General features: G+C 67.9%; 25 protein-coding genes. 9 read left to right on the top strand and 16 right to left on the bottom strand.

The window, feature by feature from the left end; genetic code table 11:
- Positions 1-394 precede the first annotated feature (394 nt).
- The 6 genes from ACNKF0_RS06490 to ACNKF0_RS06465 form a co-directional block, all read right to left on the bottom strand.
- Entirely contained in the window at positions 395-1696 is a 1302-nt protein-coding gene (locus ACNKF0_RS06490) for a benzoate/H(+) symporter BenE family transporter (protein WP_416956759.1), read from the bottom strand.
- Between the two features lie 30 nt (positions 1697-1726).
- Complete coding sequence (locus ACNKF0_RS06485) at positions 1727-2857, bottom strand: 2Fe-2S iron-sulfur cluster-binding protein (RefSeq protein WP_416956757.1); 1131 nt, start codon at positions 2855-2857, stop codon at positions 1727-1729.
- A 74-nt stretch (positions 2858-2931) separates the two neighbouring features.
- Entirely contained in the window at positions 2932-3792 is an 861-nt protein-coding gene (locus ACNKF0_RS06480) for an FAD binding domain-containing protein (protein WP_416956756.1), read from the bottom strand.
- A 63-nt stretch (positions 3793-3855) separates the two neighbouring features.
- Complete coding sequence (locus ACNKF0_RS06475) at positions 3856-4635, bottom strand: enoyl-CoA hydratase/isomerase family protein (protein WP_416956754.1); 780 nt, start codon at positions 4633-4635, stop codon at positions 3856-3858.
- Positions 4636-4639: 4 nt separating this feature from the next.
- The gene (locus ACNKF0_RS06470) at positions 4640-7045 is read right to left on the bottom strand and encodes a xanthine dehydrogenase family protein molybdopterin-binding subunit (protein WP_416956752.1); all 2406 of its coding nucleotides are present in this window, start codon (positions 7043-7045) and stop codon (positions 4640-4642) included.
- Positions 7042-8574: a class I adenylate-forming enzyme family protein gene (locus ACNKF0_RS06465; RefSeq protein WP_416956750.1), complete on the bottom strand. Its 1533-nt coding sequence runs from the start codon at positions 8572-8574 to the stop codon at positions 7042-7044. The genes ACNKF0_RS06470 and ACNKF0_RS06465 overlap by 4 nt, the downstream gene beginning before the upstream one ends.
- An 82-nt stretch (positions 8575-8656) precedes the next feature.
- Here ACNKF0_RS06465 and ACNKF0_RS06460 point away from each other — a divergent pair, with 82 nt between their 5' ends.
- On the top strand, positions 8657-9205 hold the full coding sequence (locus tag ACNKF0_RS06460; RefSeq protein ID WP_416956748.1) for a PadR family transcriptional regulator: 549 nt from the start codon (positions 8657-8659) through the stop codon (positions 9203-9205).
- 368 nt (positions 9206-9573) lie between these two features.
- On the opposite strand, the gene ACNKF0_RS06455 is transcribed toward ACNKF0_RS06460, so the two are convergent.
- From ACNKF0_RS06455 to ACNKF0_RS06435, 5 genes are read right to left on the bottom strand one after another with little or no spacing between them, the layout of a single operon-like run.
- Positions 9574-10377, bottom strand: a complete 804-nt coding sequence (locus ACNKF0_RS06455; RefSeq protein ID WP_416956746.1) for a DUF6602 domain-containing protein — start codon at positions 10375-10377, stop codon at positions 9574-9576.
- The gene (locus tag ACNKF0_RS06450) at positions 10374-10946 is read right to left on the bottom strand and encodes a Mov34/MPN/PAD-1 family protein (RefSeq protein ID WP_416956744.1); all 573 of its coding nucleotides are present in this window, start codon (positions 10944-10946) and stop codon (positions 10374-10376) included. Before ACNKF0_RS06450 ends, ACNKF0_RS06455 begins: the two co-directional genes overlap by 4 nt.
- 45 nt (positions 10947-10991) lie before the next feature.
- Entirely contained in the window at positions 10992-12299 is a 1308-nt protein-coding gene (locus ACNKF0_RS06445; RefSeq protein ID WP_416956742.1) for a HesA/MoeB/ThiF family protein, read from the bottom strand.
- The gene (locus ACNKF0_RS06440) at positions 12296-12913 is read right to left on the bottom strand and encodes a hypothetical protein (protein ID WP_416958437.1); all 618 of its coding nucleotides are present in this window, start codon (positions 12911-12913) and stop codon (positions 12296-12298) included. Before ACNKF0_RS06440 ends, ACNKF0_RS06445 begins: the two co-directional genes overlap by 4 nt.
- A gap of 5 nt (positions 12914-12918) precedes the next feature.
- Positions 12919-13941: a nucleotidyltransferase gene (locus ACNKF0_RS06435; protein ID WP_416956740.1), complete on the bottom strand. Its 1023-nt coding sequence runs from the start codon at positions 13939-13941 to the stop codon at positions 12919-12921.
- Positions 13942-14569: 628 nt separating this feature from the next.
- On the opposite strand from ACNKF0_RS06435, the gene ACNKF0_RS06430 reads away from it, so the two are divergent.
- The 3 genes from ACNKF0_RS06430 to ACNKF0_RS06420 all read left to right on the top strand — a co-directional run bounded on the left by ACNKF0_RS06430 (position 14570) and on the right by ACNKF0_RS06420 (position 15699).
- Positions 14570-14800, top strand: a complete 231-nt coding sequence (locus ACNKF0_RS06430; protein WP_416956738.1) for a hypothetical protein — start codon at positions 14570-14572, stop codon at positions 14798-14800.
- Between the two features lie 73 nt (positions 14801-14873).
- Complete coding sequence (locus ACNKF0_RS06425) at positions 14874-15152, top strand: hypothetical protein (protein ID WP_416956736.1); 279 nt, start codon at positions 14874-14876, stop codon at positions 15150-15152.
- Between the two features lie 70 nt (positions 15153-15222).
- On the top strand, positions 15223-15699 hold the full coding sequence (locus ACNKF0_RS06420; RefSeq protein ID WP_416956734.1) for a hypothetical protein: 477 nt from the start codon (positions 15223-15225) through the stop codon (positions 15697-15699).
- A 63-nt stretch (positions 15700-15762) separates the two neighbouring features.
- On the opposite strand, the gene ACNKF0_RS06415 is transcribed toward ACNKF0_RS06420, so the two are convergent.
- Positions 15763-17064 (bottom strand): hypothetical protein, encoded by a 1302-nt coding sequence (locus tag ACNKF0_RS06415; RefSeq protein WP_416956732.1) that lies wholly within the window; start codon positions 17062-17064, stop codon positions 15763-15765.
- Entirely contained in the window at positions 17061-17423 is a 363-nt protein-coding gene (locus ACNKF0_RS06410; RefSeq protein WP_416956730.1) for a hypothetical protein, read from the bottom strand. Before ACNKF0_RS06410 ends, ACNKF0_RS06415 begins: the two co-directional genes overlap by 4 nt.
- 238 nt (positions 17424-17661) lie before the next feature.
- Here ACNKF0_RS06410 and ACNKF0_RS06405 point away from each other — a divergent pair, with 238 nt between their 5' ends.
- The 3 genes from ACNKF0_RS06405 (at position 17662) to ACNKF0_RS06395 (ending at position 19733) form a co-directional block, all read left to right on the top strand.
- Positions 17662-17850 (top strand): ribbon-helix-helix domain-containing protein, encoded by a 189-nt coding sequence (locus ACNKF0_RS06405; protein ID WP_108343946.1) that lies wholly within the window; start codon positions 17662-17664, stop codon positions 17848-17850.
- Positions 17847-19154, top strand: coding sequence for a DUF3987 domain-containing protein (locus ACNKF0_RS06400; protein ID WP_416956728.1), 1308 nt, complete (start codon positions 17847-17849; stop codon positions 19152-19154). The genes ACNKF0_RS06405 and ACNKF0_RS06400 overlap by 4 nt, the downstream gene beginning before the upstream one ends.
- 132 nt (positions 19155-19286) lie before the next feature.
- Positions 19287-19733, top strand: a complete 447-nt coding sequence (locus ACNKF0_RS06395) for a DUF488 family protein (RefSeq protein ID WP_172258575.1) — start codon at positions 19287-19289, stop codon at positions 19731-19733.
- A gap of 30 nt (positions 19734-19763) precedes the next feature.
- Here ACNKF0_RS06395 and ACNKF0_RS06390 read toward each other — a convergent pair whose 3' ends face one another.
- Complete coding sequence (locus ACNKF0_RS06390) at positions 19764-20600, bottom strand: hypothetical protein (RefSeq protein ID WP_416956726.1); 837 nt, start codon at positions 20598-20600, stop codon at positions 19764-19766.
- A 429-nt stretch (positions 20601-21029) separates the two neighbouring features.
- On the opposite strand from ACNKF0_RS06390, the gene ACNKF0_RS06385 reads away from it, so the two are divergent.
- Positions 21030-21455 (top strand): hypothetical protein, encoded by a 426-nt coding sequence (locus tag ACNKF0_RS06385; protein WP_416956724.1) that lies wholly within the window; start codon positions 21030-21032, stop codon positions 21453-21455.
- Between the two features lie 142 nt (positions 21456-21597).
- Positions 21598-24609 (top strand): hypothetical protein, encoded by a 3012-nt coding sequence (locus tag ACNKF0_RS06380; protein WP_416956722.1) that lies wholly within the window; start codon positions 21598-21600, stop codon positions 24607-24609.
- A 49-nt stretch (positions 24610-24658) separates the two neighbouring features.
- Here ACNKF0_RS06380 and ACNKF0_RS06375 read toward each other — a convergent pair whose 3' ends face one another.
- Positions 24659-24994, bottom strand: coding sequence for a hypothetical protein (locus tag ACNKF0_RS06375; RefSeq protein WP_172258571.1), 336 nt, complete (start codon positions 24992-24994; stop codon positions 24659-24661).
- 871 nt (positions 24995-25865) lie between these two features.
- A complete protein-coding gene (gene merB, locus ACNKF0_RS06370) occupies positions 25866-26540 on the bottom strand; it encodes an organomercurial lyase MerB (RefSeq protein WP_224745682.1) in 675 nt (224 codons plus the stop codon).
- Positions 26541-26590 lie beyond the last annotated feature (50 nt).

The following is a 26590-nucleotide window of genomic DNA, read 5'->3' as shown; positions in this document are numbered from 1 at the left end:
CTGTCGCAGATACGAAAGACCCCCACAGCCAGGCTGTGGGGGTCTTCCGGATTTGTAGCGGGGGGACGCCGCAAACCTGCGATCGTCCCGTTGCCAGTCGCCACTCCCCCGCGGCCGTAGGCGTGTGCCCTGGCATCTGCCACCCGTTGCTCATGACGTGATAGGAGCACACAGTCGGGACAATCGCCTGGGCCGACCCGACGGATCCCCGGATGGATCTGGCCGATGAGTGGACGGCAGACCTCTCAGCCAGTTGGGGACTCGAGCCCGTGGCGCGGACGACACTCGCCGGGGCGCCGGCGAGTCCCAGCCCACGTCCGGCCCCACTTCGGGCTGCCAGCTGCCTGCCTACGTGGTCGTCGTCGAGCACGCCGCCATCTCTCGGAGCTTCGGCTCAAGCCGTCTGGCCGTCGTGCGTCGTCCCGTCCGCCTTGAAGTCCTTCGGCTCGAGGACAAGCGAAATGAGCACGCCGCCCACCAGCGCCCAGAACGGGCTTGAGATGTTGAGCACCGTGACACCGCTCATCGCGATCACTAACGCGGCAAGCGCGCCGACCTGGAAGCGGCTGCCCGCGAAGGCTCCGCTGAACGCCGACAGAAGTACGCCGATCATGGCCAGACCGGCGACCGCGGCGATCAGCTCGCCGGGGAGCATCGACACTGCGGCGACGGCCGCGCCTGCGGCAATCCCGAAGGCGATGAAGAGGATCCCGTTGACGACCGTTGCGGCGTACCGTCCTGACCGATCCTCACCGGCCTGCTCCGAGGAACAGATCGCGGTCATCGGTCCGGCGATGTTCGCGTTGTGGCCGCCGAACACACTGGCCAGGATGCCACCCAAGCCGCTGATGAGGGTCATCGAGTTCACTGGCGGTCGGTACTTCTCCGCCATGAGCACACCTGTTGCCTGAGCGTTCTCGGCCCCAATCACCAGCACGGCTAGAGGCACTGAGACAGCCAAGATCGCGTTGACGTCGAAGGTGGGTGCCATGAGCGTGGGCGCGGTCATCCCGAGACCTGCAGCCGAGTCGTTGAAGGCGCCGGTGACCGCAGCAGCGGCAGTTCCCAGCAGCAGTGCACCGACGGCACCCGGCACCGACTTGATGAACCGCGAGAGCAGGAGGAACCCGATCACGGCGGCCCCGACGATGACGGGGGCGCTGAGCCCGGCATCCACCACACCAATGCCAAACCGGATGAGGGCGCCGGCGATCATCGCCATGACGATGGGCACTGGCAGCCAGGCCGCGACGCGGCGCATCAAGCCGGTCACGCCTAGCAGGAGGACCAAGAGTCCGGCTACGAGGAAGGAACCCACCATGTCGCTGAACTCGAATGTCGCGAGGGCACCCACGACCAGCACCGCGCCCGGGATACTCCACGCGCCGGTGACCGGACTCTTGTAGTACAGGGCGAGAACGAGGGAGATGACCCCACCGAAGACGTAGATGCCGAAGATCCAGGAGGTGATCAGGTCCGCCGACAGTCCGGCTTCGGCGCCACCGTTGATGATGATGAGCGCCGGACCGGTGCAGCCGAAGATGGCGGCCACCAAACCAGCTCCGACAGTGGCGACATTGAGGTGCCGGGGCAGATCCCTGAGTCCACTGGCGAAACCCGGCCCGCTCTCGATCAGGCGGCCTTCACGGTCGGGTCTCGAGGTGGTGTCGTTGGTCGAGGGTGAGGTGCTGGACATGGTGCCTCAATTCGGGATGGATGGAAGGGGCTACTTTCCGGACCGCCGTCGGCGGCGGTTCTCCCGAGCGCGGCGGCGACGATCGCGAACGGTGTCAAGCAGGAGGCGGAAGGCGCTGGGGGCCTTGGCTGCGACTGGGACTTCGCCGCGGGCCGCCTGGTCGAGCGCGGTCGCGAAGTCCTCAAACATGCGACGGCTCACGTCGCCGGCGAGCGAGCGGCCGAAGCCGGCGATGCGCCCCACCAGGAAGACGCGTGCCCGCGCCTCCAAGCGGGTCCCGTCGCCGTCCTGGTACGCGGACAGCTGGATCTCGGCCTGCGCCCTCCCTCCGCTGGCGTCGCTACCCTGGGCAAGCAGGTGCATCCGGTCGGACTCATGCACAAGCAGGTGGGCGATGCTGTTGAAAGACAGCCGGATCGGGCCCAGCGCCACCCGTGCCCGGCCGCGGTACCACCCCTGCCCGAGGTCGTCGGTGAGCTCGGCTCCGGGAAGGCAGCGGGCCAGCAGACGTACATCGTCGAAGACCTTGCCCACGTCGGACAGGGACGACCCCAAGGAACTGGTGAGCTCGATGGCTATGGTGGGTTCCCCGCTGGGGAGGGTGATCTCCTGCGGCTGGTCCTGCTCGGTCGCGGCGGCGGCCTCCTCCGGCTCGCTCGCGGGCGCGGTGGAGCCGGCGCCGCCTCGCCCGACCAGCGTGCGGTGCCCGCAGTTGGTCGGCTGCGGCAGACCGTCGCGGTGACTGGTGGCCACGTCGTCGACGGCGTCGATGATATTGCGGTAGCCCGTGCACCTGCAGATCACGCCCGACAGTTCCTCAGGAAGGTCCTTGCGGTCGACGTTCGGCTCGTGGCTGAGCAGGTCGTAGGAACTCATGAGGAAACCTGGCGTGCAGAAGCCGCACTGCAGGCCGTGGTGCCGGCCAAAGGACTCCTGCAGCGGGTGCAGGTCGTCGGGCCGGCCGAGTCCTTCGACAGTCGTGAGGTGCGAGCCGTCGATCTGGACGGCGAACAGCAGGCAGGCTCGAGCGGCGTCGCCGTCCACGAGAATCGTGCACATGCCGCAGACGCCGTGCTCGCATCCGAGGTGCGTGCCAGTGAGGCCGAGTCTTTCGCGCAGGGCGTCGGCGAGAGTCATCCGAGCCGGCACGTGCAGCGACACGGGGGTGCCGTTGACAGTGAACGTGACCGGGATCTCGCCCTCGGCCGGGGTGTGCTCGACTGTGCGCAACGTGCTCATGCGGGCCCCTCTACGGTGTTGGGAGCGGTCGCCCGGATGTAGGCACGCGCGATCTCACGACCGGTCAGCGCGGCGATGAGCTGGCGGCGATAGGCGGTGCTGCCGTGCGCGTCGCCGCCGGTGTCGACGACGTCTTCAGCGAGCGCTGCGGCACCGTCGACGAGCGCGGCGCGGAGAGCGGCCTCCGGCGTCTGTGAGCCATCAGTAGCGACGGCCTCGCGCAGCAGGGTGGAGACGTCGCGCACGATGGGTCTGTCGGAGATGCCAAAGGCAGTCACCCGGGCGGTCGGGCGGGCGGGGTCACCGGCGCCGACTCGGACCGCGACGCCCGCGAGGGCGAAGTCGCCGTGCCGGCGGCCGATCTCGGCGAAGCCGAAGCCCTCGTGTGGCTTCGCATGCGGGAAATGCACCGAGGTGACGAGCTCCTCGGGCTGGGTCGCCGTCGTCATGGCGGCGGTGAAGAAGTCCGAGGCAGCCACGGTCCGTTCGCCGTCGCGGTGGCGGATGGTGAGGGTGGCGTCAAGGCACGCGGCGACGGCGGGCAGTTCTGCGGCGGGGTCGGCGTGGGCCAGGCTGCCACACACTGTGCCGCGGCTACGCAGCTCGCGGTGTCCGACCCAGGGCAGCGCGAGCCGCAGCAGGGGGACGGCGGCCCCTTTCGCGTCGCGCTGGATTGTGCGCTGTCGGACGCAGGCGCCGACGCGGAGTGTGTCACCGTCGGTGTCAAGGACGTAGAGCTCGTCGATGGCATTGATGTCGACCAGGGTGGTGGGCCGGGCGAGTCGCATGGCCAGGACGGGCACCAGTGACTGGCCACCGGCGATGACCTTGGCGCCGTCGCGGCCCAGCTCGGTCAACGCGTCGTCGACCGTGCCGGGGCGCACGTAGGCGAAGGGAGCTGCCTTCATGGATCTGCTACCTCAACGTCCGGTGAACTTGGGAGCTCGCTTCTCGCCGAACGCGGCGACACCCTCGGCGAAGTCGGAGCTGGCGCGCAGCATCGAGTACGCCTTGCGCTCGAGCTCAATGCCGGAGTAGAGGGGCGCGTCGATGCCCTTGTCGAGAACCTCCTTGGCTGTGCGCATCGCCAGCGGGGAGTAGCCGAGCATCTTGTCAACTAGCGCCAGCGTCTCCTGCTCCAGTGCCTCCCCGTCGGGGGCAAGCACCGAGACCATGCCCCAGTCGAGGGCCTGGTCGCCGGTGATCCGCTCGCCGGTGAGCACGTGGTACTTCGCCCGGGAAAGGCCGATCAGGCGGGCGAGGCGCTGGGTGCCGCCGCTGCCGGGGATCATCCCCAGCTTCATCTCCGGCAGGGCGAAGCGGCTGCGCGGCGTGGCGAGCCGGATGTCAGTAGCGAGCACGAGCTCGAGGCCTACCCCGAAGCAGTAGCCGTCGATGGCCGCGATGACCGGCTTGGGACTGCGGGCCGCAGCTGTGACGTTGTGGCCGAGGTCGGTCAGGTCGATCGGATCGACCTCCATGAAGCCGGCGATGTCGCCGCCGGAGGAGAAGTGCTCGCCCTCCGCGCGGATGACGACGAGCTTGACGTCGGGGTCCCGGTCGATCTCGGCGAACCGGTCGGCCATCACCTGGCGGGTCTCCCACGTGATGATGTTGTACCGCCCGTGATTGAGCGTGAGGTTCGCGACGCGGCCGTCGTGGCTGCGCTCCAGGCGGATCTCGCCTCCGGTCAGTGCCATTGGGTTAGTTCCTTTCGGTGGGGTTGCTCGCGGCGAGCAGCTTGTGGAGAACATTGGGATGGAGAGGCAGCGAGGCGATTCGTACTCCGTGCGGCGACAGCGCGTCGGCGACGGCGTTGGCGATGGCGACCGGGAAGCTCATCGAGCTGCCCTCGCCACATCCCTTGGCCCCGAGCGTGGTCAGCGGAGAAGGCGTCTCGAGGTGGTTGCTGGTCAAGGGGAACGATGACTCTGCCGATGTGGGGCAGAGGTAGTCCATGAACGTGGTCGCTGTGGGCTGGCCCGAGTCGGAATAGGCGATCTCCTCGTACAGGGCGCCTCCGAGGGACTGCACCATCGCCCCGTGGATCTGGCCGTCCATCAAGGTCTGGTTGAGGATTGTGCCCGCGTCGTGGACGGTCGAGATCGTCTCGAAACTGATCTGCAGCGTCTCAGGGTCAATTCGGCAAGCGACCACATCGGCTACGAAGCCGTAGCAGAGGCTGGAGTTGACCTGGTCTGTCTTCGACGGTGCCTTTGATTGGGGAGGCGTGAAGGCCGCCTCCTCGTAGGTACGCGCCTCGACGCCGTCGGGCAGCGAGCCCGGGTCCCAGTGCAGCAGGCCGGCCGCGTGCCGAAAGGCCACGGCGCGCTCGGGCTCGCCGGCAACACGGACCTGCCCGTCGGCCAGCTCCAACTCGTCGGGGTCAGCCTGCAGCAGCACCGAGGCGGCGGTGCGGACGGTGGCGGCGATCCGGTCGGCGGCCTCGATCAGCGCGCTGGTGAGCAGAGGGGCGAACCGGGAGGAGTAGCTGCCGGAGCTGATCGTCCACGGCGTCGATGTCGTGTCCATCTCGACCCGGGGCCGGACCTGCTCCAGCGGTAGGCCCAGTCGCTGGGCGACCAGCTGGCGTGCGACCGTGGCGTGGCCCTGCCCCTGAGGGACGGTGCCGAGCAGGACGGTCACGATGCCCTGTGGGTCGATGCTCACGCGTACGTGCTCGGTCGACCCCGACTTGCCGCGCCCGCGGTTGTGGACGGGGGTGGCCAGGCCGACGTAACCGATGTTGGTGGCCGACGGGTCGACGATTGTTGCGAGGCCGATGCCAAACAGCTCGCCGCGCTCACGTGCTGTGCGCTGCTCTTCCCGCAGCTTGTCGTAGCCGGCGGCGTCGAGCGCCAACTCGAAGGCCTTCTCGTAGTCCCCGGAGTCGTAGATGCCCCCGCTTGGGGTTGCATACGGGAACGAGTCGCTGCGGATCAGGTTGCGTCGGCGCACGTCGGCAGGGTCGAGGCCACGCGCCGCGGCGATGTCGTCCACAAGCCGCTCAAGACCGAAGTAGAGCTGCTGACCGCCGAAGCCACGATTGAGGCCGGTGGGCGCCTTGTTCGTCACCACCGCACGGGCGCGGATCTGCACGTGCTCGACCTGGTAGGCGCCGGTGATGTTGCCGAAGCAGCGGTACAGCGTGCTGGGCTCGGGCGGACGGAGATAGGCGCCGACGTTGTCGATCAGGTCGACCTTGAGCGCGGAGATCACGCCGTCGTCGTCGACGGCTGCCTCGAACGTCATCTCGCGGTCTGAGCCCGACGAGCTCGCGAGCATGTGCTCGAGCCGGTCCTCGGTCCATCGCACCGGTGTGCCGGCGTACTTGCTGGCCAGCGCCATCAGCGCCACGTACGGGTAGACGGCAGCCTTGATGCCGAAGCTGCCGCCGATGTCGGCGGGCACGATCAAGCGCACCCGCGAGGTGGGGAGGCCCAGAGCGCCAGCCAGCACCTGCACCATTGAGAAGGGGCCGTGGAAGTTGGCCCACGTGGTCACCTCGGGACCGTCGTCGGTGTCCCGCCAGTCCGCGATGACGCTGAAGCACTCCATCGGTGTGGAGGAGTAGCGAGGGAAGGAGTATCGGCCGGTGATCGTATGCGGAGCGGCGGCGAACGCCCCGTCGACCTCACCGAACGTGAACGTCCGGTCAGTGGCGACGTTGTGGTCCGCGGTGTCGTGGACACGGGGAGCCTCGGGCTCGAGGGCAGCGTACGTCCCGACGACCGCGTCAAGCGGTTCATAGTCGATGTCGACCAGGTCGGCGGCGTCCTCGGCGGCGTAACGGTCACTGGCCACGACCACGGCGACGGGCTCGCCGACGAAACGCACCTTGTCGGTCCCAGTGGGGTAGTAGGGCATCGGCGTCTTCACCGAGAGCGGGAACGGTTTGAGGGTTGCCAGCACCTCCTCGGGGCCGATGACGGCGGCCACGCCGGGGTGCCGGCGCGCCCTTTCAAGGTCCACCCCGCGGATACGAGCATGCGGGTGAGGGCTGCGCACGACGGCAGCAACGAGCGTGCCGGGAAGCGGGTCCATGTCGTCAAGGAAGCGGCCCTGCCCGGTCAGCAGTGCGGAGTCCTCGATGCGAGCCAAGCCGGTCATCGGGTCATCGCCTCGGTGTCGGCAAGGACCTCGTAGTCGCCTTCGACGAGCCGCCGCCGCAAGATCTTGCCGACTGCGGACGTGGGGATCTTGTCGACGACGACCACCCGCTTCGGCCGCTTGAGCGAGGGCAGGCCGGACTCGGCTCGGATCCAGTTGTGGATGTCGTCGAGTGCGCGCCGAGGGTCGTGACCCGGCCGCGCCACCACGAAAGCGGTGACGGCGGAGCCCCACTTGTCGTGCGGGGTCCCGGCCACGATGACCTGGTCCAGGTGCGGACAGCGCGCGAGGGCGTTCTCGATCTCCTCGGGGTAGAGGTTCTCTCCGCCGGAGTTGATCATGTCGTCGACCCGGCCGGAGATCCACAGGTCTCCGTCCTCGTCCGCGGTGGCAAGGTCGCCGGGGAAGTACCAGCCGTCGCGGATCGACTTGGCGTCGGCGTCAGGGCGGTTCCAGTAGCCGGCGAAGGCTTCGGGACTCTCCAAGCTGGCCGCGATCTGACCCTGCTCGCCCGGTTCGACGATGTCATCGGGCGAGGCTTGCGGGTCCGGGTCGACGAGCCGGATCCGGGTGAAGACGCCGGCCCGCCCGGCGCAGCCGGGCTTGCGTGCGCCGTCGGGGCCGATCGTGAAGGTGTAGATCTCGGTGCTGCCGAAGTGGTTGACAAACTGATCCGGCTGAACCGCGGCGACCAACTGTTCGGCGAGCGTAGGCGTCATCGGCGCACCCGCGTAGGCAAGGCGTCGCACCGACCGCGCCTGGTCGAGCCGGCCGGTCTGCAGCAGCGACCAGAAGATGGTCGGGACCAAGTACAGCGTGTCGATGTGGTTGTCGAGGATCAGCTCCATCGATTCGTCTGCGTTGAACTTCGCCTGCGGTACCCAGGTGCCGGCACACACGATGCTGGCCAGCAGGCTACGGATGCCCATCGTGTGGAAGAGCGGCATCGCGCCGAGACTGACCGCGCCCGTGGCTTGACCGGTCTGGATCAAGTGGGCGACTGCGGCGCTGTGCTCGGCTCGGTGACTGCGCGGGACGCCCTTGGGGGTACCGGTCGTGCCGGAGGTGTAGAGCATGAGCCCGATGTCGTCCTCCTTCGGGGCCCTCGGCAACCACCCCATGGGGTCGTCTCCTCCGACGAGGTCGTCGACGTGGACGACAGGCGGGGCCCCCGGGGCTGTCGCCACGGCGTCCGAGACGCCGGTCGCCGTGGTGTCGTCGACGACCACCAGAGCGGGCGAGCAGTCGGCAATGCAATACGCGAGCTCCTCTGGGCCGAACCGGGTCGACAGCGGGACAGAAGTCACGGCGGCCTTCTGCGCGGCCAGGTGCAGCGACGCGAGCGGCTCGCCGCCCTGCAGCATCAGCACGACGCGTGAACCCGGCGTGGCACCGCGGGCGATGAGTGCCCGGGCCAAGGCATCGGTCTGGAAGTCCCACTCTGCATAGGTGAGCGGGGCGGAACCACCCACGGCTCGACGGTCCGGATAGCGCTCCGCGGTCCACCTCATGGCAGTGGCGATGTCCATTCGAACCTCCAGTAGCGTGCGGGACAGACCGTACGGAACGGACTATTGATTGCGACGCTACGGTACGCTTCGGACCATGTCAATGGCTGCCAAACTGACACCGACGTCGTACGTGGTGCTCGGAATGGTCGCGATGCGGGGCGCTACGACCTCCTACGACCTCAAGCGCGCGATCGGTCACTCGGTCGGCTATTTCTGGCCGTTTCCCCATGCGCAGCTGTACTCCGAGCCCAAACGGCTCGTCGAGCTGGGGCTGCTGAGCGTCTCGTCGGAACAGGACGGCCGGCGACGGCAGACCTACACAGTCACCGACGTAGGTATGAAGGAGCTCAGGAGCTGGCTCGCCGAGCCGACCAACGAACAGATGCAGGTCCGCGACGTCGCGGAAATGAAGCTGTTCTTCGGTGAGTTCGCCGAGCCGGACGACCTGCTCGCGCTCGCGCGTGCACAGATCGGTCAGCACCGAGAAAGGATCGCAACCTACGAGGACATTCAGCAGCGCTTCGCTGACCGCGAGGACGTCGCGGTCCGAATGGTGCCGCTGCGGCTCGGGCTTGAGATGGAGCTTGCGGCCCTGCGGTTCTGGGAGGAGTACGAACGTGAGCAAACGGACACTCGGTCCCGACACTGAGGAGTCGATCCACCGTCGACCTGCGAGTAGGGAGTCCTCCTGGACCCACCCCGCGAGACGCGTCTGCGACTGAAGATGCACGCTTCGGCCGCAGGGGCCGAGATGGATGCGGACATGCGAGAGGCCCTCACAGTCAGACTGTGAGGGCCTCTCGGATTTGTAGCGGGGGCATTGTTTGATCCCGCGCACCCTGGCTTCTTAGGTCTGGTCATCCACGCTCACTTCCCTGGTTGCGCACCTGGTCGTCCACCTGGTCCTGGGTTCAGCTTCGGTCGCCTCTACATAATCGATCAGCACAATCAGCGTGCCGCGGGTTCACAGCGAGACAATGGCCTCGCTGTTGCTGGCCCGCCGCAGCGTGCCCGCCGTCACTGTCTCTGACCCAACGCGCGCTCGTACTCCCGCATGTCGAGCGCGAGTACGGTGCCGAGTCGCTGGAGCTGGTCGAACAATCGGATGGCGAAGTGGATGAGCTGGCGTTCATGGTCGCTGAAAGTCAGCATTGTCTCTGGTTCGTCCGTCTGTCCATCGACGGGGGCCGGCGTGTAGTCGAACGCAATCTGGTCAAGGGCAACGCCGATGTCGAGGGAGTCTTCCTCCCCCGGCGCGGGGAGATGCTCGGCGAGCTTCGCCATTGCGCCTTCGTGCGAGGTCCACGAGGAGTGAGCCGCCAAGATCCCTCCGATGATGTGCTTCTCGCTCGGGTCGGTCGCGCGGTAGGTCCCGCCCGCGTGCTTGATCGCAGCTGAGCTTCGGTGCAGGCTGCGGACGGAGGCGACCTTCTCTCGTGCGTAGGTGAGGTAGGTCGAGTTCATCGTGGGCTTGGCCTCGAAGACGGCGTAGACGCTCTCCACCGGCACGAACTTCGTTCCGCCGCTGGCACCGAACCACATCGGTGAGTACTGCTTGTCGTAGATGGCGACGTCGATCTGCTGGCTGGAGGCGCCCAGCGAGTCGACGGCGAAGATCGGCCCGACCGAGTAGCGAGCTGGCAGGAAGTCGTTCAACATCGTGACCCAGTCGGCCTCAGACTGTTCTCCGAGGGTGCCCGGGTGACCGGTGACGGTCCGGATGCCTGCGTGAGTGAGCAGCAGACGGTCCTGGAGGTGCTGGAACGCTTCGTCGAGCTTGAACACTGACTTCGTCTCGTCGGACGATCCGGGCAAGGTCATGGCAAGGCTCCTAGTCGGAGGGGTACGGCGGTTGCGGATTGACCTTTGATGATCCACGTCACGAGGGTGGGCGGATGGTCGCGTACGTGCGGGAGATCGCGTGAGGTCGAGGGGTCATCTGTGTCCAGGCGAGCTGGCGGGTCAGAGACTCCGACAGGCCCGATGATGATGCTGATGAACCGGTCGAACCCGAGATCGGCGTCGTCGAGATGTCGGAGGTAGGACGACAGATCGGTCTCGCTAGGCACCGGAGGAACGTCTACATGCGTGTGCCACTCCCCCAGCCAAACGGCCCGTTGCTGCTGCCATGCCTCCTCAGCGAGTTCTTCGGCATGGTCGAGGTCCCTGTTGAAGGACGTCGGCGTGCGCACGGCCCGAGGGCCAGGGCCCCCTGCGACTGATACATGAGGGCCCGTGGGCGTCTCGTGTCCGAGGAGGATGCCGCCGGTTTCCAACTCGACACCTCCAGCCCGTACGTGCTGCTCGATCGAAGCGAGGGCTTCCTTGGTGATCAGGACGTTGGTCGTCCCCCGACCTAACGTCTGCCTCACTGCCGACTCATCGGCCATCGGGATCCCGTGTGCGATGGGCTCGTGGCGCTGACCCGGGCGGGGTCAGCGGGGGTCGCATGTTGGGCAGCCTTCTCTGGGTGGTGGGAGCTCCGACCAGCGGACATCCATGGTCGTCGTGACGTCGAAAGGCGCGTGGAGCGTGTCGGCTGACGGTCGGAGGCCGACGACGGCGTGTTCACCTGGAAGGCGGTGCGCCAGGTCGCCGTACTGCTGCTCGAGGACTGTGGCGACCGCGGCCTTGGCAGCGAGGTGGCCGATGAACCACAGGTCCGGTCCGACCGCAGTCATCGGACGGTGCGGGTCACCCGTGCCGTAGCCGACCTCCTGATGTGCCTCGAGGTCCAATCCGCCGCCAGCCATTAGTGCGGCGCGCTGGCAGAGCAAGCACCCGTAGCGGCCGCCGGGGCGAAGGCGGATGACCTCACCGACGGCGCCGTCGTCAAGCACGCACGCAAGCACTGCAGGGACCTGCGCTCGTCGAGCGAGGTGACTTACAACTCGCCTCGCCGCGATGCCGTCCGCCGCGCACACGACAACGTCGTAGCGCGGGAACAGGGCGCGCATGTGGTGGGCGGAGCTCACGACGTTGACCGGGTACGGGCGCACCTGTGTATCCGGCCACGTGTGGGTGATCCGGTCGGCAAGTGCGTCAACCTTGAGCAGCCCGACGGACTCAGGGCCGAGGACGTGGCGGACCTGGTTGTGCCACAGGAAGCGGTCTGGGTCGATGAGGTCCATGGTGCCGACGCCGTACGCGGCCAAGGCGTCTGCGACAACCCCGCCAATGCTCCCCACCCCGACGACACCCACGTGCATTTGCTGCAGCGCAGCGACGGGCCACTGTGGGTCGAGCTGGCCGATTCCGACCTCGTCGGGCTCGAACGCCACGGAGAGAGGGGTGACCTCATCCTCCGAGAGGTGCCAGCCCGCGTACTCGGGCACGCCGGCGTCTCGCCAGTCCTCCGGCATGTCGCGCTCGTGAGTGATGAGCAACAGCGCGCGCCCACGCGGAGCGCGCACGTTCGGCACCATGGCGGTGAAGCCGTCGTAGGTGATCGCTGTTCCGGGCCGGTGCATCAGCTGCCAGTGCGACAGGTGGGTGCCGGCCGGGACGTTGGTCAGCCACTGACCGGCGACCTCGCCGACTGCGACGTCTGAAAGGGCTCGGTAGTCCCGCGAGAGTCGCGGTCGTGCTCGGTAGTTGGCGGCGGTCTCCATCATCGTGACTACCAGCAGGTCGTCGTCCTTGTTGGAGAACTGCGCGGCGAGCTCCCCACCGGCGAAGTTCGTGTGGTCGATGTACTCCCGCACGGCCGCGGGGACGAGGATCTGGGTCACTTGCGCGCTCACGGGCGCACCTCGCCGTCTTGTAGTTGCCCTTGCTGGTCGGACCAGGTCGCCGGTGTGGCGGGGGCTGCAACTCGGCCCTTAGCGCGGCCGATCAGTCCATCGAGCGAGGCGTCCGACACGATGCCGGACAGGGTCATGGTCTCGATGGCCCCCGCCTTCATGAGCGCGTACTCGATCCGCCACGCGCACGCCTTCTCGAGCAGCTCGACGACGCTGGTCGCCGGATCCCAGTCGCCCACCGTCTGCATGAGGCACAGGCTCCCGTCCGGAGCGACGTGCCACGTGTGCTGGCTGCGCTCGATGATCCCTGGTTCCGGAGCGATCGGGTAGACGCGCGGTGGCACCATAGGATGCGCGGCCGCGTAGTAGATCTCGCAGGTGAGGCCCTCGTCGACCAAGTCAGTCAGTCCGGGCGGCTCGGGGCGGTCGAACGGCCAGATCGGGAGCCGTCCGGACCACATGCCGTGGTGGACATCGTCGGGTGTCGCGCCTGGCCCTGCCGTGAAGGCCAAGTCGGGCGCGAACTTGGCGACATCCGCGAGGTCTCGTTCCAGACGGCCCGGTTCGGCGTCGTGCCAGTAGATCGGAGGTCCCAGCTCGTCGTGCCTCGTCATGCCGCTCACCCCTGCGGGGTGTCCTTGACCGGCCGGCGCTGCGGCTCGGTCGTCGGAGTGGGGTCGGCACCGGGCACGAGAGGCACGACTGCTGGCGACGGGTTGGGCGTGCCCGACTTCGACGGCGGGGGCGGCGGAGGCGGCGGGAACCCTTCGCCGAAGATCTCGTGCCACTTGGTGAGGGCCTTGTGGATGTCGTTGTTCGCCTGCGCCGTGATGGCCTCACTCGCGAGGATCGCCGAGCTCCGCAGACGCTCGCCGAGACCGATCATGTCCAGGTCGGCCTGAATCGCGCCGCACACCCCAGCGGGGTCCTCGATCGCGGTCAGGGACTCCACCCGGTAGGCGGCCTTGACGAAGAACTCCTTGAGGGCGGTCGGTCGGTTGTTGCCGGAGGGCATGTGATCGAGAGCGAGGATCTCCATGACCAGCGACTTGATGTCGAGGTCCTGCTTGTGGGCCCAGTCCTTGAGCATGCGAACCAGGCCGGCGAAGCGGTTCCACTCGGCGTGTTTCTTGGCGACCTGCTCGATGAGCTCCTCGGGATCGGTGTAGATCCACTTCTCGCTGAGCTTCTCGGGGACGAGGAACATCCCCTCGCGCCGCAGAGCGGGCATGGCGTCGACGGTGAAGGGGGCGTCAGCGTCGGGGTCGTCGAGGAAGCACTTCACTGCATGGTTGCGCGGACTGGCGAGCCGCACCTCCTGGGCGAACGTGCCGTTGGTCGCACCGAGCAGCTTGTTGACGAGGGCACGGGTGTGGTCGAGCGCCTCGCCAGCCGACTCGCCGGGCGTTCCCCATGTCGGGTGCTCGGCGCCGTCGAACACGATGATCGTGTCGACGTCGTGGATGGGATCGCGGTGCGTACCGCGACGCAGCGAGCCCGAGGACACCACCTCATCCACGTCGTCACACCCTCCGAGCGAGTCGGTGAACAGGTCGCGACGGCGCCTTGCCTCAACGACCTGGGGGTCATCGGCGTTGACGTGCTTCTGGTAGTCGTCGAACGCGTCGTTGATGCCGCTCATCGCGAGACCTCCAGCGAGGTAGCGCGCGTGCAAGCGCTGATGACGGGTGCAGGTGGCTGACCGGCCATCAGCCGGGTGGAATAAGGGGTCATCGGTCGGTTTCTCCTGTCGAAGAGGTTCGACGGAGGTCTGACCCGCGTGAGATCTGTCTCTCAAATTCCCGTGCCCGGGATCTACCCCGATGGGGGGCAGGTGTGTCTACACTGCAAGCGACCAAGCAAAACGGTGTAGGCCTTGAGATCAGACGCACGTCGACTCAAGGCCTACGTCCATTTGAGGTGTGAAGTTGTCGTGCCGGATACACGATACGTGGCGCTTTCAGCAATTCGCGACGTTGTGAGCGTCGAGAACTACAGCGCTGTAGTTATCCACAGGGTACGAGCTAGGGACCCCTTTGGCTACTACATGTTGTGGTCGGCGAACAGCAGGTCGCTAAATGGGTCGTTCGCCACCAGGTGCGCGAGCGGCTCCTGTGGACAACGCAAGGCCGTCCGAATCCCATCTGTCTCGTGAGCCACACCAGCCCCAGTTCCGCGCCTTCGTCCGTTATCAAATCGTTATTCACGACGGGCTATCCGTCCAGAACTTCGGTGCGCCCTGGCTCTTGCCGGTTGGTTAGATCGCGCTCATGAGCGCGCCGCTCACGACCTACGACATCGAGCTCTCTCCGGTAGCGCGTCAGCTCGGGGTGGCCTACCTGCACGACGTCGACCTCGTCGCCGGCCATGAACCTGCAGTGGGCGACCGGTTGGTCCTCCGCGACGAGGGCATGGCCGTCTGGGATGCCGAGGTCGTCGCGATCGAAGCGGTCCGGTTGGGACACAAGTACCGACTCCACATCAGCCCGCGCTTCGGGTAGCGGCGGCGGGAACGAGTCCACAGCCCGTCAGTGGATGCGCGCGGCTGTCGTATCGACCCGCGACCCTGACGGCATGAGCACCCCTGAACAGCGCGCCCACTGGCGCCGACGTGCGACCTGGCTGACGCAGCTGGGCCTGGCGTCCGACGAGCCCGCCCCAGCCGAGACGGTCGAGGAGGTCGGGCATGCGTTGCTCGACCTCCTGAGTGAGATCGAGCGCCTCGAGGCCCAGCTGCGCGAGTCGCGCCGGATCGGTGTCTGGCTGTACGACCACCTCACCCCGGGGACCCGCATCCTCCTCGGCGACGTGTCCGAGTGGCCGTGGCTCGTGACCAACCCCGAGGAGCGATGACCGCAGTGCCGCGATCCGTACGGCTCGAGGGGGCACTGTGCAGCCCCACCTTCGGGGCACGGTGGCGCACATGACCGACTTCTACGACCACGACCATCGGGCCGAGGCGGCGTTCCTCGACTACGTCGCTGCCCCAACGCCGGACAACGCTCACGCAGCCGAGCTAGCCCTTGCCCTCCTGCAACGCCGCTACGACGGACTCCTTCGACGGCTGGGCAGCGACGCAGCACCGCCCCTGACGCCCGCACACACCCACAACGCCTGGGACCTGCCGGAGGCCTGCCTCGAAGGCAGCCTGACAGACCTCGCGGAGGGGGCGCTGGAAAATCGGCCGGCCACCCTCGCCCATGGCCTCGAGGCCCTGCGCGCACTGGTACACGACGTCGACGAGGCGAGGCGCTACGCGCGGCTGCTGTACCAGCAGGTGACGTTCGGCATGATCGACTACGGCGCCCTCGGGGTGCCGATGGACCCGGATGAGTGGCCCGCTTGGCTGACCCACTACGACGGTGATGACCCTGCGCGGCAGGACCGCTCGCCGATGTAAAGGCCACGGCAGGGACGACGCAGAGTGAGGAGGAGCGCATGGATGCGCTCCTCCTCACTGGTTCTACGGGTGCATGAGGGCGATGCCCTCGGTCAGGCTGTCCCTAACCTTGATCTGCGTGTCTCGGCCGAGCACGATCAGCCTCTCGATCGAGGTCTTGGCGCTGTTGGCCAGGCGTCCGACCTCGTCGAACTGCTCGATGCTGGCGAGGGCGATGTTGAGCCGGGTCTCGATCTGGTCGAGGTCGATCTCGGAGCCGTCGTCGTGCCTGACCTTCAGCATCGCCACGTGCTCGCGGAGAAGCAGGTAGATCAGCTCGACGGTCTCGGCACGCTCGGTACTGACGACGTACGCGCAGGTGTCCACGCGGGCGAACGATCCACCCCCGGGCACCTCTTCGTTCTTCGGTACGAGCACCAGACCGCCGGCCGCGTCTCGGACGCGACACGCGTTGGCGACTTCGTCGCGGTGTTGCTTGGCCGACAAGGGCCTGGTTCTCGATTTCGCCTCCACGACGAGCCGGACCTGCCGGCCGTGGCCGGTGATGGCCTGGGACAACGTCACCACACCATCGCCCGAGCGACGCGTGCCCCCTGCGCCCGGCTGGCTGCCGGTGCGCTCGAAGAGGTCACCGGCGGCTGTGACGACGTCGTGGCAGAGCGCCATGGCGTCGTCCTCGTTGGCGGCTCCGATCGCGCGGCTGTTCTTGGCGCCAGCGGTCTTGGCCACCTGAGCGGCCTCGACCAGGCCCTTCACCAGAGCCAGCTGCTCGCCGAGCTCACGTCGCGTGCCGCCCAGCTCCTCGAGGAGGTCCTGCCGCAGCATGCGGACGGGTCCCTCCCGATCGAGGCTGAGTGCGTCACGCACCGACTCGGAGTGGCGCGCGAGCGCCGTGGTGATCTCCTGGACTCCGGCATCCTGGACGGCTCGAGCTGCCTCCATGACGCTGGCCCGGACGTTGCCGGCCTGGCCGGCCAGAGCGGCCTCGACCTGGGCTGGCAGCTTGTCGAGGACGGCACCTGCCGCTCGGGCCACAGCCTCCTCGCCCCCGCGGAGCCGGGTCAGCGTCTGGTCAAGGCTGGCCAGCGCCGCTCCGGACTTCTCGTCCACCCGCTCGGCGAACGCGTCGAGGGTGCGGGTGAGGCTGCCGGTGTCGATGCCGGCAGTGCCGAGCGAGAGCGCGACCAGACCGACGGGGATTGCCCGCCGGACAAGGTCCGCAGCCGCTTCGGGACCGTGCTCGGACATGTGGGACCGGACGAGCGCCGCCGCCTCACCGTGGGTGACCGAGAGGTCGTGGATGACGACCGTGTCGGTGTTCACGGCGACCGGAGCTGCTCCCTGTGGGATGTGGGCGACGGTCATCGGGCACCTCCCAGACCAGCCGGCAACGGCAGGTCAGCCGGGAGGCCGAGCCGTGCCTTGCGGCAGATCAGGCAGTCCTCGGGCGGGGTCTCCGCCGCGTGGAGCAGTGCTGCTTCCCAGCTCCAGAGCTCGTCGAGCAGCGGGTACGGGTCGTCCAGCCGATCGTTGAGGGCGTCCTCGACCTGCAGCTGCAGGTCCCGGAGCGGCGTCTCGTCGGGGCTGTGGTGCGCCGCCGCGGAGGCGGTGCGGTAGGCGAGCTGCACCCAGAGGTCGAGGAGACGCCGGGTCTCCCGGTCACGGGGTGGAGCAGGGGTGGCGGCCAGCGCGAGCGCGGGCTGCGGCTGGTTCGTTGGTGTCACGTGGACCCTCCAGCGGGTATCGACCGCAGCAGAGGGGGCCGGATGCCCCCCACCGTCTGCGGGGGCTCTGTTGTGTGGCCCACTGCCACAGGTCTGCGCGGAGGCGCCCGACACAAGCAAGTGGTCCAGATCACACAAGAAGGGGGGTGAGCCTGATTGCGGAGTGATCGACGACGGCGACTTTCAGTAGTCGTCGCGACAGCGGCAACCCATCTGCCCGATCACACCAAGGACCCACATGCCCACCTCCACGCAGTCCCCCATCACCGTCTCCCCCGCGCCCGCCAACGACGTCGCGATCGTCGTCCGCCTCCCTCAGGACCTCCGTGAGGCCCTCAAGGCACGCGCCGCAGCCGAGGACAGGTCCGTGGCCTCGGTCATGCGCCTGGCGGCACGGCAGTACGTTGAGAGCGAGGTGACCCTGTGACCGCCCAGACGCTGCAGCCGGCGGTCACCGACGGCACTGCGGCCCCCGACGCGTCGTACGAGCTCTTGGGCCGCCTGCGCCTGGCGAGCCGACTCGACAGCCGAAGCACGCCTCCTGAGCTCGGCCCGGACGCACTGCACGGGATCTCCGGACGGATCGTCCAGGCCCTCGCCCCCCTCACCGAGGCCTCGCCCCCGGCGATGCTCCTGACCCTGCTCGTCTCCTTCGCCGCCATGGTGGGCCGAAGCGCCTACGTCAGCGTCGGACACCAGAAGCACTACCCGATCCTCTTCGGCGTGGTGGTCGGATCATCAGCCCGCGCACGGAAGGGCACGTCGCCCGCCGCGGTACGGCCCGTCCTGGACGCCGCCGACGGAGACTTCATGGCCACGCGCCACCTGCGAGGTGGAATCCAGTCCGGAGAAGCCCTCATCCAGGCACTCGTGACGCTGTCAGAGGGTCCCGAGGGTCACGGGGATCAGCGCCTCCTCCTGGTCGAAGAGGAGTACGGGCGTCTGCTCACCGTCGCAGGACGTCAGGGCTCCATCATCTCCCACATCCTGCGGTCGGCATGGGACGGCGACGCGCTCAGCGCCCGGACGAGGGCGGCGACGCTCGTGGCCGAGCACCCCCACCTGTCCGTGCTCGGCCATGTGACGATCAACGAGCTCAAGGCGGTCCTGAAGCCGGTCGACATCGCCAACGGGTACGCGAACCGGTTCATCCACGTCCTGAGCCACCGTGGGGTGCTCCTTCCGGAGCCCGGGCGTCTGGCCCCGGCCGAGGTCGATGCGTTCGGGACGGAACTGCGCGCTGCGGTCACCTTCGCTCGCAGTGCCGGCGAGGTCGCCCGCAGCGAGGCGTTCAGCCAGCGGTGGGACTCGCTGTACAACATCGTCGAGTCACAGCCGTCCGGCGGCGACGTCTACGACTCGCTCACCGTCCGGGCGAGCCCCCAGATGCTGCGCCTCGCCACGATCTACGCGCTGCTCGACCAGTCGACGACGATGGAGCCGGTCCACCTCAGCGCCGCGGCGGCGCTCTGGGAGTACTCCGAGGCGTCCGTCGCCCACATCTGGGGAGCCACCCTCGGCAACCCCGACCTGGATCGCCTCTACTCCGCAGTGTCCGCGGCCGGCGCCGCGGGCCTCAACCGGACCCAGGTCAGCGAGGTCTTCTCCAAGAACAAGGCCAGGTACGACCTCGACGCGCTCGTCCTGAAGCTCGTCGACCTGGGCATGGCGACAGTGTCGGCCCGAGCGTCCGGAGGGAGGCCCAGCTCCATCCTGACGGCCGTGCGCTGACGAAACAGACGAAAGAACGAAGAAGTCTCTCGAGGCTCCTTCGTTCTTTCGTCTGTTTCGTCATCTGGGACCTGCCGATGTCGCGTCGACGAAACGCCGGCCACGGGGCCACGGTCTGGCACAGTACGCAGCATGTCTTCCCCGCGGCTGGTCTCCATCGGATACGAGGGTCGCACGGCCGAAGACCTGGTTGATGAGCTGACCGAGCAGGGCGTCCGCGTCCTCGTCGATGTACGCCTGACACCGCTGTCACGCAAGCCGGGGTTGTCGAAGCGCCGTCTTGCAGAACGTCTCGCTGCAGCTGGCATCGACTACCTGCACCTGAAGGCGCTGGGGAACCCGAAGGAGAACCGTCAGCCGTTCTGGGACGGCCGGGTCAAGGACGGCTGCGAGGCCTTCAACGACCTGCTCGACTCCGACGAGCCGCAGGCAGCCTTGCAAGCCATCGCAGACCTGACGGCCACTTCTACGGTCGCCATCTTGTGCTTCGAGCGCGATCACGACCGGTGCCACCGACAGGTCGTCACGGAACGTGTCGCGGACCGCATTCCCGCCGGACGCAGCGTGGTCTACGCGTGACGTCGCACCAGCGCCGCGGCTCTGGTAGCCCTAGTCGAGCAGAGTGAGCTGAGGTTCGAGCCTGCCGGGATCGTGCGGAGGCCAGAAGACACCGAGGATGAGGTAGCTCTGCTGATGCAGGTGCTGGTTGCCCACGAAGAAGTAGGTGTCGCGCTGGGGGCCGCACAACTCCCCCAGCCACTTGTCCCTCAGCATGCGCCGCACAGTCTCGTGGTCGTGCTCGCGTAGCCACCTGCGGGCGGCACCACCCACCTCCCAGTCGACGCACGTCTGCCTGTGGTTGCCTGCGCAGTCGTCGTCAAGGCACTGCCACCGGTATCGGACCGTGAACGGCGGCGCCTCGAGCGGCTCGCGCGCCTCCCCGAACAGGTCAGCTTCGGCAGCCATGAGCGCCATCGCCTTCTGGGCTTCGGAGAAGTCCGGAGTGTCGTCGACCTCGACGTCGAGCACCTTCGCCGGCCGCACCATCGCGAGGGACGGCATCGGCCGGCCTTCCCGCTGCCCTCGGTTGAGCTCGCACATCGTGTGCAGGTCGGCCAGGCCGCTCAGGATGTCCCAGCGCCGCCGCCACGAACCGCCCGGTCGGGTGTCGACGACTTCGCCCAGCGTGGCGGAGTCCATGTTGGGAGTGTGGCTCTCCGGCCGGGCGTCGCTGCGAGGCCGAACGATGTCGACTTCCATGACCTGGTACTTCTTGAACTTCACGACCTTCTCGAGGTCGCGGAACGGCACCGGGAACAGCCGTATCCACTCGGGGCGGTCCCCGTCGAGCCGAATGCCGGCGACGCAGACAACCTCGCCGTGCTTCTGGCTCAGCGCCGGCTGCGCCTTCACCGTCACCAGGACTCGAGCGCGTTCGCGCATCACCAGATCCCCCTACCTGCAGATGCTCAAGCCGTCCACGCCCCCGCGCCGACCCCAATGCGCTGCACAGTAGACGACGAGAGTCTTCGGTGGGGATGTTCAGTGAGAGGGCGCGCGATCTTGTCCCCAGGACGTGCGCGCTCACGGGTTGAAGGCATGGCCAACACTCGTGACCTTGTGCTCCAGGCGTACACCGCCGAGCTGAGCCGCCTTCGTGCCCTGTCTCCTCCCCTGCTTGCCAGCGAGCTCGAGGAGACCTCGCCGCTGTGGGCACCGGTGACGGTGAGCACCTCAACGGCCTGGCCGTTCGGTTCGACGCCACAACCCTGACTGCCCCCTCGCCGTGCCGCTGCCACTGCCACGTCCAATGCAGTGCGCACCCTGCCTTGCTGACGGGGTCGACCGACCCTGCCGTACAGACAGGAGGGCAGCGTGCGGACCCATGAAGCCGAGGCGGCTGCCGTGGCGCTGATGACCGCTGCAAGCACAGCAGATGACGAATGCCCTCGGCTCGCCACCCGACTCGCGTTCACCCCAGCCGATGACCGGGTGCTCATCGCGTTCTGCCTCGTGGAGGCCTGCTGGTCATGGGCGCCGCGAACCGCCTTGAGTGACCACCCCGTCCTCGGCCCGGCGCTCTTCTCACTACGAGCCGACGATGCCCTGGCCGTTCGGTCCGCGTTGGTCTCGGCAATGACCGGCAGGACCCCCGGCAGCTACGCCGCGCTCCTCGTCCAGCTCGCGTACGCGGCCGTACACCTCGTCCCTGACATCAGCGACCGGTTGCGGGCCCGAGGCCTTGCCGTTGCAACCGACCCGGACGCCGCATCGATCAGACCGGCCGGGAACGGACGGTGAGCCCCCGAGGCCGCCAACTTCAAGTTCTTCCCCAAGGTGGAGAAGTGCTCGCCCATCTCGGTGGGTCGGAACTTCTCCATCGATCCATTGCGTCGGGCGACCTCGCCGGCACGGTGCACCGCACCTACCCGAGGAGGACCCCTTGACCCAGTACACCGACCGCAAGGTCTACAACCCGCTCGCCACCAAGCTTGGCGCCGGCCGACCGACTAGCGGTCACCTGATCCGCTTCTCCCTCGTTCGCGACGCGGGCGGCAGCGCCGGTCAGCGCGATTCCCACTTCAGCATCTACTGCAACGACCCGGACATCGCCAAGATCAGTCAGTTCCCCGAGGAGGCCTGGGACCCGGCACAACCCGACGTCGGAGCGAAGCACGGCATCACGTGGATCACCATGGCTGACCTTCATCACGACGCGACCGGTCACGAGCCGGTCGCAGCAGTCGTCTCTGTCGGCGACGTGGTGTTCCTCAACATCACGCTGTCCTCGACGATCAAGCACATCGTCCGCCTCGACGGCGAGGACCTGAACGGCGTCACGGTGCTGGTCATGTCGCTGCTCAACCACTTCCCCACCCTCCGGGAGGTCTGCTGGGCCGACGACGTCACCCGCGCCGGACGCGATCGCGCTGACTGGTCCACGATCACGAACAAGTGCAAGATCCGCGACGTCACGATGGTCTTCGGCGGCCAGCGCTACGACCAGTCCATCCCCGGCGATGAGCTCGCCCTCGGCGCCCTCGGCCTCGTCGGCGGAAGCGACGACCCCAACCGTCGCCGACGCATGACGGGCAAGCGACTGATGAAGTACAAGGCCGGAGGTGCGGCTCTTGCCGAACGGCAGATGCCGTACGGCTGGTGCCACAAGAAGGACAAGCACGGCCGTTCCGTCGAAGAGGGCAACCGCGGGCTGGTCCCGGAGGCCCAACCCGAGATGGCACCCGTGATCGAGGCGATCTACCGTGCCCATGCCGCCGGCGAGACCTACCAGGACCTCACTGCCCGGCTCGCGGCCTTCGAGGCGGAGGGCATGATCACACGCCGCGACCACACAGACCTCGACAACACGTTCGCTCGAGCACTCGGTGACGACAACGCGTCCTACGGAGCCGCGAAGAGCTTCTTCTGCCGCAGCGGCTCCAACCCGCGCGCGCTCCCCAGCGACCTCGACGTCGCTCGCTACCTGGACGGCGAGGACCCCGCCGACGTCTTCGACGCCGACGTGCGGTTCTACATCGCCAAGGTCGAGCTCATCAGGACGGGTAGGTACTTCCGGCGCCTCAGCAACGACATCCGAGGCCGCAACATCGTCCTCGACGGCATCCCGGCCACCTACCGCGACGACCTCGACGAGTACGGGTACTTCGACGTCCTCTCCGCACCGTGGGGGTGGCCCACCGACGACCAGGGCAACGAGATCGCCCGCTTCGGAGTCCCCGACCGCGTCTGCCGCCAAGTGGCCGCGCGACTCCTGCGCGAGCTCCGAGCCCCCAAGGCGCCCTCCGGCGGACAGGCCCACCACACCCCGACCCGCCGGGCGCTCCAGTGCTTCCCGAACTGGGTCGTCGCGCCGGGCCACCTCGGGTCGAAGTACGACGACGAACCCACCCAGTGGGGCGTCCAGGCCCGCGTCAACAACAGCGGTCGGGCCAACGCGATCCTGCTCTTCCGACGTGAGTCCGCCGGCGCGGGAACTCGCGGCGGGCGCGGGTGGAGCTACTTCGGCCCCGGCGAGACCAAGCCCGACCACACCGCCGCCACCTTCTCCTTGACCGAGCTCGCGGCATCCGTCGCCGCCCGCCTCGACCACGGCGTGAGAAGCCTTCTGGACCCCACCACGATCGCCCAGCTCACAGAGACGCAGCGACGCAGCGACGATGCCGACCCGACCACGACCTGGCGCCACCAGATCGCATTGAAGACAGCCGCCAGGACGTCGCTGGAGGAAGAGATCAAGGGTCACCGCACGATGGCAGCACTCAGTGCGGCGGCCGGCGACGAGGATGAAGCAAAGGCCTACGCAGCAAACATCCCCGGCGTGAAGACGAAGGTCGCCGCGCTCGACGCAGAGATCGCACGGCTCGAGGCGAAGACCCGCAAGCACCACGCCGGATCCGCCACCACGCGACCCGACCATGCCAACATCTCGGTAGCCGCCCACCTCGTCGCCGGACTCGAGGCCGCAGCACGAAACAACGGAGAAAGTCCGTCCAGGTTCGGCACGCTGTGCGACGAGACGTTCATCGACTGGCGCTTCGACGTCGATGGCGAGGACGTCGTCTGGGCGTGCACCGCGTTGCTCCCTCTCGCCACGCGCGGACACGCCCAGCTCCCGCTGACCAGCCGGATCCGCAACGTCCGCACCCGGACCGGCAAGAACCTCGCCAACACCGACACCGTCGTGCGCTACCTCTTCGAGGAGGGCCGGGACCTGACGGCCACCGCGGACCTGCTCCAGGTCACCCGCGAGACGCTCCTCAAGAAGCGAGTCATGCCGTGGCTGGTGGCTAACGGCGTCACGGCTCGGGGCGCCAAGTGCGCGCTCGTCGACCACCCAATCTCCGAGGTTCGTCAGGAGCTCCACCGATGGGTGACGCGACAGCCAGGCACCCCCAACTCCCCCACCAGCGCCTACACAGAGCGACTGCGTTCGACCTACACCGATCCGAGCCTCTCGTGGGGGGACGCCGCGGTCCCGGACGACACCGCCTGGATCACCGCCGCCCTCGCCCTGCTCACCGTCGACACGGCCACGCGCCGGCACGGACTCCCGATCCTCGACGTCGCGCTCGCCCTGGGCAAGACCGAAGACGAGATCCGCGAGCTGGTGAAGCCACAGAGGCGATCCGGGGGCTTCACACGGCCCGTCTACCTCGCCTACGCCAACCAGTCCAAGACGCACGTGAAGGCGATCCCCTGCCCGCATGGCAAGTGCCGCCGCCGTCGCCACGCCGACCACGTCGTCCTACTGCCTGAGGTCGCCGCGAGCGGCTACGGCGTCATCTGCTCGCACTGCCGTCGCGCACCGGCGCAGGATGGAGCCTGGCCGGTGACGCAGTACCCCACCACCTACCTCGGACGCTGGACCAGCGCCGGCGCTGGCGCTGGCGGAAGCCTCCGGGAGGGTCCTCGCACCATCCGAAGCCCCCGATGAACAGTGAGCCGAGAAGAGGGCTGGAGCAGTGATGCGCAGTAGCTGGCGTTCAGCGCATCTCGCCCTTCTCCCAAGCGGGATAGGGACGGCTGCTGAGGATGACCGGACCGGCCGAGAAGCCCGCCTCGTCGAAGAGGAGCGTGGTGGCATGGCCGAGCTGCCCTTCGCAGGCTCGGAGAATCAGGGCGTCCGACATGCTCTCCGTCCACATCATCATGCCGTCGCGGAAGACGGGCAGGTGCGGATCCGGCAGCTCCAGGGAGTCGTAGGTCCAGAAGCGGTCGGGCTGGTCGGAGATGAAGTTGGGAGCGGCGTTAGACCACAGGTGCGTCGTGAGCGGCGCAGGGATGGAGAGGGTCAGGGTGAGGGCCTTGTTCTCGGTCATGGCACTGAACGTGAGCATCCTCAGAGGCCGCGCAATCAACTCCACCCTTGAACTGGCGAGTCCCGGGCGTGTGTCCGTGGGTGTCACTCTGTTGACCAGGTGCTCCCGGTCGGGACACTGCGGCGGTTCGCCCGAAGGAGCGGTCGATCATCGAGGACCAGAGGGCCCTGAGGACGCGTGAGGTCGATGTCGTGGACATCGGCGGCGGACAGGCGGGGCTAGCCACCGGCTTCTACTTGAAGCGGGCTGGACTCGCGCCGGGCCGCAAGCTCGTCATCGTGAATGCGGCAGACCGACCGGGCGGGGCGTGGCCCCCCACGTGGGACGGGTTGCGGCTGTTCTCCCCACGGCCACCTTCTCCTCCTGCCGGGCTGGATGATGCCGCCCTGGGATGACGCGACCCGAGGCTTTCCGCCTCGGGACCACGTGGTGGAGTACCTGAGGCGCTACGAGGACAAGTACGACCTGCAGGTGTTGCGGCCGCATCGGGTCGGGTCAGTACGTCGCGCCGACGACGACCCTGGCGGCCGGCTCTTCGTCTCCACAGAGGCGCTGACCTTGTCGGCTCGCGCGGTCGTGTCCGCGACGGGAACGTGGGACAGTCCGTTCTGGCCGACGTAGGACATCACACCTAGTGGTCGCCCCGGCTGCGAGAACCAACAGTGTGAGTCCCGCTCCGAGAGCCCAGGGGTTGCCGAGGAACCCGCCGAGGCCAGCAAGCGCGCCACCGGAGATGAGGAGTGGCAGGGCGCAGCCGAAGGCCATGAGAAGCGAGGCGCCGGCGGCCAGGATCAGGCCACCGCTTCCAGGCTGGTTGTCGCGGCCGGATGTCATCTCGATGCTCGTCTCGTGCTGGTGCTGAGTGGCGGTGTCAGCAGCAGCCGTGGTTGTCGCCCGCGCTGGACGGGTCGACCTGGAGTCGGCTGAGCCGTCCGGCGCTGATGGCGGCGCCGATCTGGTACGCGTCGGCGACGGGGATGACCTCGCCGTCGGGGTGCTGCTCGAGCCAGGGTTGGGCGTCCTCGAGCGAGGCGAAGTAGTGCACCTGGTTGCAGAACGAGGTGCGGATCGAGGGGTCCTGACCGACGTTGACTAGGGAGACCACGGCGGTGGCTGGCTCCACCGTGAGAACACCGGCGGCGGGGTCGACGGTAGCGCGGATCGTCTCGCCGCTGACCGGTGAGACCGACTCCACCTCCGCGGCGTGTTCGAGGAGCGCCGGGTAGATGAGGGTGTCGAGCGCACACCAGGTGTAGAGCTCCTCGCCGGCCACGGTGAACCGATGCGGGGTGGGGCGCAGGGTCAGGCCCTGGCCGATGATGCGACCTTGGTCGTCGTACTCGGTGTCCGGGGCGGCGGCGAGGCCACGGCGAACGTCGTCGACGGTGCCGCCGGAGGCCTCGGCGAGCTGCTCGAGGGTCACGGGGTCACCGTCGAGCAGCAGCCGAAGCAACGGAATGTGGAGGGCGGCGTCGAGGCCGGTTTCCTCGGTGTTGGCGAGCCGGCTGGTTAGGTCGGTGCTGAGGTTCGACATGTGGTTCGACATGGGGGTGCCTCCGTCGCGGTGAGATCTGGGGGTGGTGCTGGGCGTGGTAG

The organism is Nocardioides sp. T5, assembly GCF_048161455.1.
GTDB lineage: Bacteria > Actinomycetota > Actinomycetes > Propionibacteriales > Nocardioidaceae > Nocardioides.
Note: the sequence above shows the minus strand (reverse complement) of the source record. Positions and strands in the feature narration are given on the sequence as shown.

What these genes read in the sequence shown, in the direction of transcription:
- ACNKF0_RS06465 (WP_416956750.1), bottom strand. Translation starts at nt 8,574, where the DNA reads ATGGACATCGCCACTGCCATGAGGTGGACCGCGGAGCGCTATCCGGAC.
- ACNKF0_RS06460 (WP_416956748.1), top strand. Translation starts at nt 8,657, where the DNA reads ATGGCTGCCAAACTGACACCGACGTCGTACGTGGTGCTCGGAATGGTC.
- ACNKF0_RS06470 (WP_416956752.1), bottom strand. Translation starts at nt 7,045, where the DNA reads ATGACCGGCTTGGCTCGCATCGAGGACTCCGCACTGCTGACCGGGCAG.
- ACNKF0_RS06475 (WP_416956754.1), bottom strand. Translation starts at nt 4,635, where the DNA reads ATGGCACTGACCGGAGGCGAGATCCGCCTGGAGCGCAGCCACGACGGC.
- ACNKF0_RS06420 (WP_416956734.1), top strand. Translation starts at nt 15,223, where the DNA reads ATGACCGACTTCTACGACCACGACCATCGGGCCGAGGCGGCGTTCCTC.
- ACNKF0_RS06375 (WP_172258571.1), bottom strand. Translation starts at nt 24,994, where the DNA reads ATGACCGAGAACAAGGCCCTCACCCTGACCCTCTCCATCCCTGCGCCG.
- ACNKF0_RS06435 (WP_416956740.1), bottom strand. Translation starts at nt 13,941, where the DNA reads ATGAGCGGCATCAACGACGCGTTCGACGACTACCAGAAGCACGTCAAC.
- ACNKF0_RS06425 (WP_416956736.1), top strand. Translation starts at nt 14,874, where the DNA reads ATGAGCACCCCTGAACAGCGCGCCCACTGGCGCCGACGTGCGACCTGG.
- ACNKF0_RS06430 (WP_416956738.1), top strand. Translation starts at nt 14,570, where the DNA reads ATGAGCGCGCCGCTCACGACCTACGACATCGAGCTCTCTCCGGTAGCG.
- merB (WP_224745682.1), bottom strand. Translation starts at nt 26,540, where the DNA reads ATGTCGAACCACATGTCGAACCTCAGCACCGACCTAACCAGCCGGCTC.
- ACNKF0_RS06405 (WP_108343946.1), top strand. Translation starts at nt 17,662, where the DNA reads ATGCCCACCTCCACGCAGTCCCCCATCACCGTCTCCCCCGCGCCCGCC.
- ACNKF0_RS06455 (WP_416956746.1), bottom strand. Translation starts at nt 10,377, where the DNA reads ATGACCTTGCCCGGATCGTCCGACGAGACGAAGTCAGTGTTCAAGCTC.
- ACNKF0_RS06415 (WP_416956732.1), bottom strand. Translation starts at nt 17,064, where the DNA reads ATGACCGTCGCCCACATCCCACAGGGAGCAGCTCCGGTCGCCGTGAAC.
- ACNKF0_RS06440 (WP_416958437.1), bottom strand. Translation starts at nt 12,913, where the DNA reads ATGACGAGGCACGACGAGCTGGGACCTCCGATCTACTGGCACGACGCC.
- ACNKF0_RS06490 (WP_416956759.1), bottom strand. Translation starts at nt 1,696, where the DNA reads ATGTCCAGCACCTCACCCTCGACCAACGACACCACCTCGAGACCCGAC.
- ACNKF0_RS06450 (WP_416956744.1), bottom strand. Translation starts at nt 10,946, where the DNA reads ATGGCCGATGAGTCGGCAGTGAGGCAGACGTTAGGTCGGGGGACGACC.
- ACNKF0_RS06395 (WP_172258575.1), top strand. Translation starts at nt 19,287, where the DNA reads ATGTCTTCCCCGCGGCTGGTCTCCATCGGATACGAGGGTCGCACGGCC.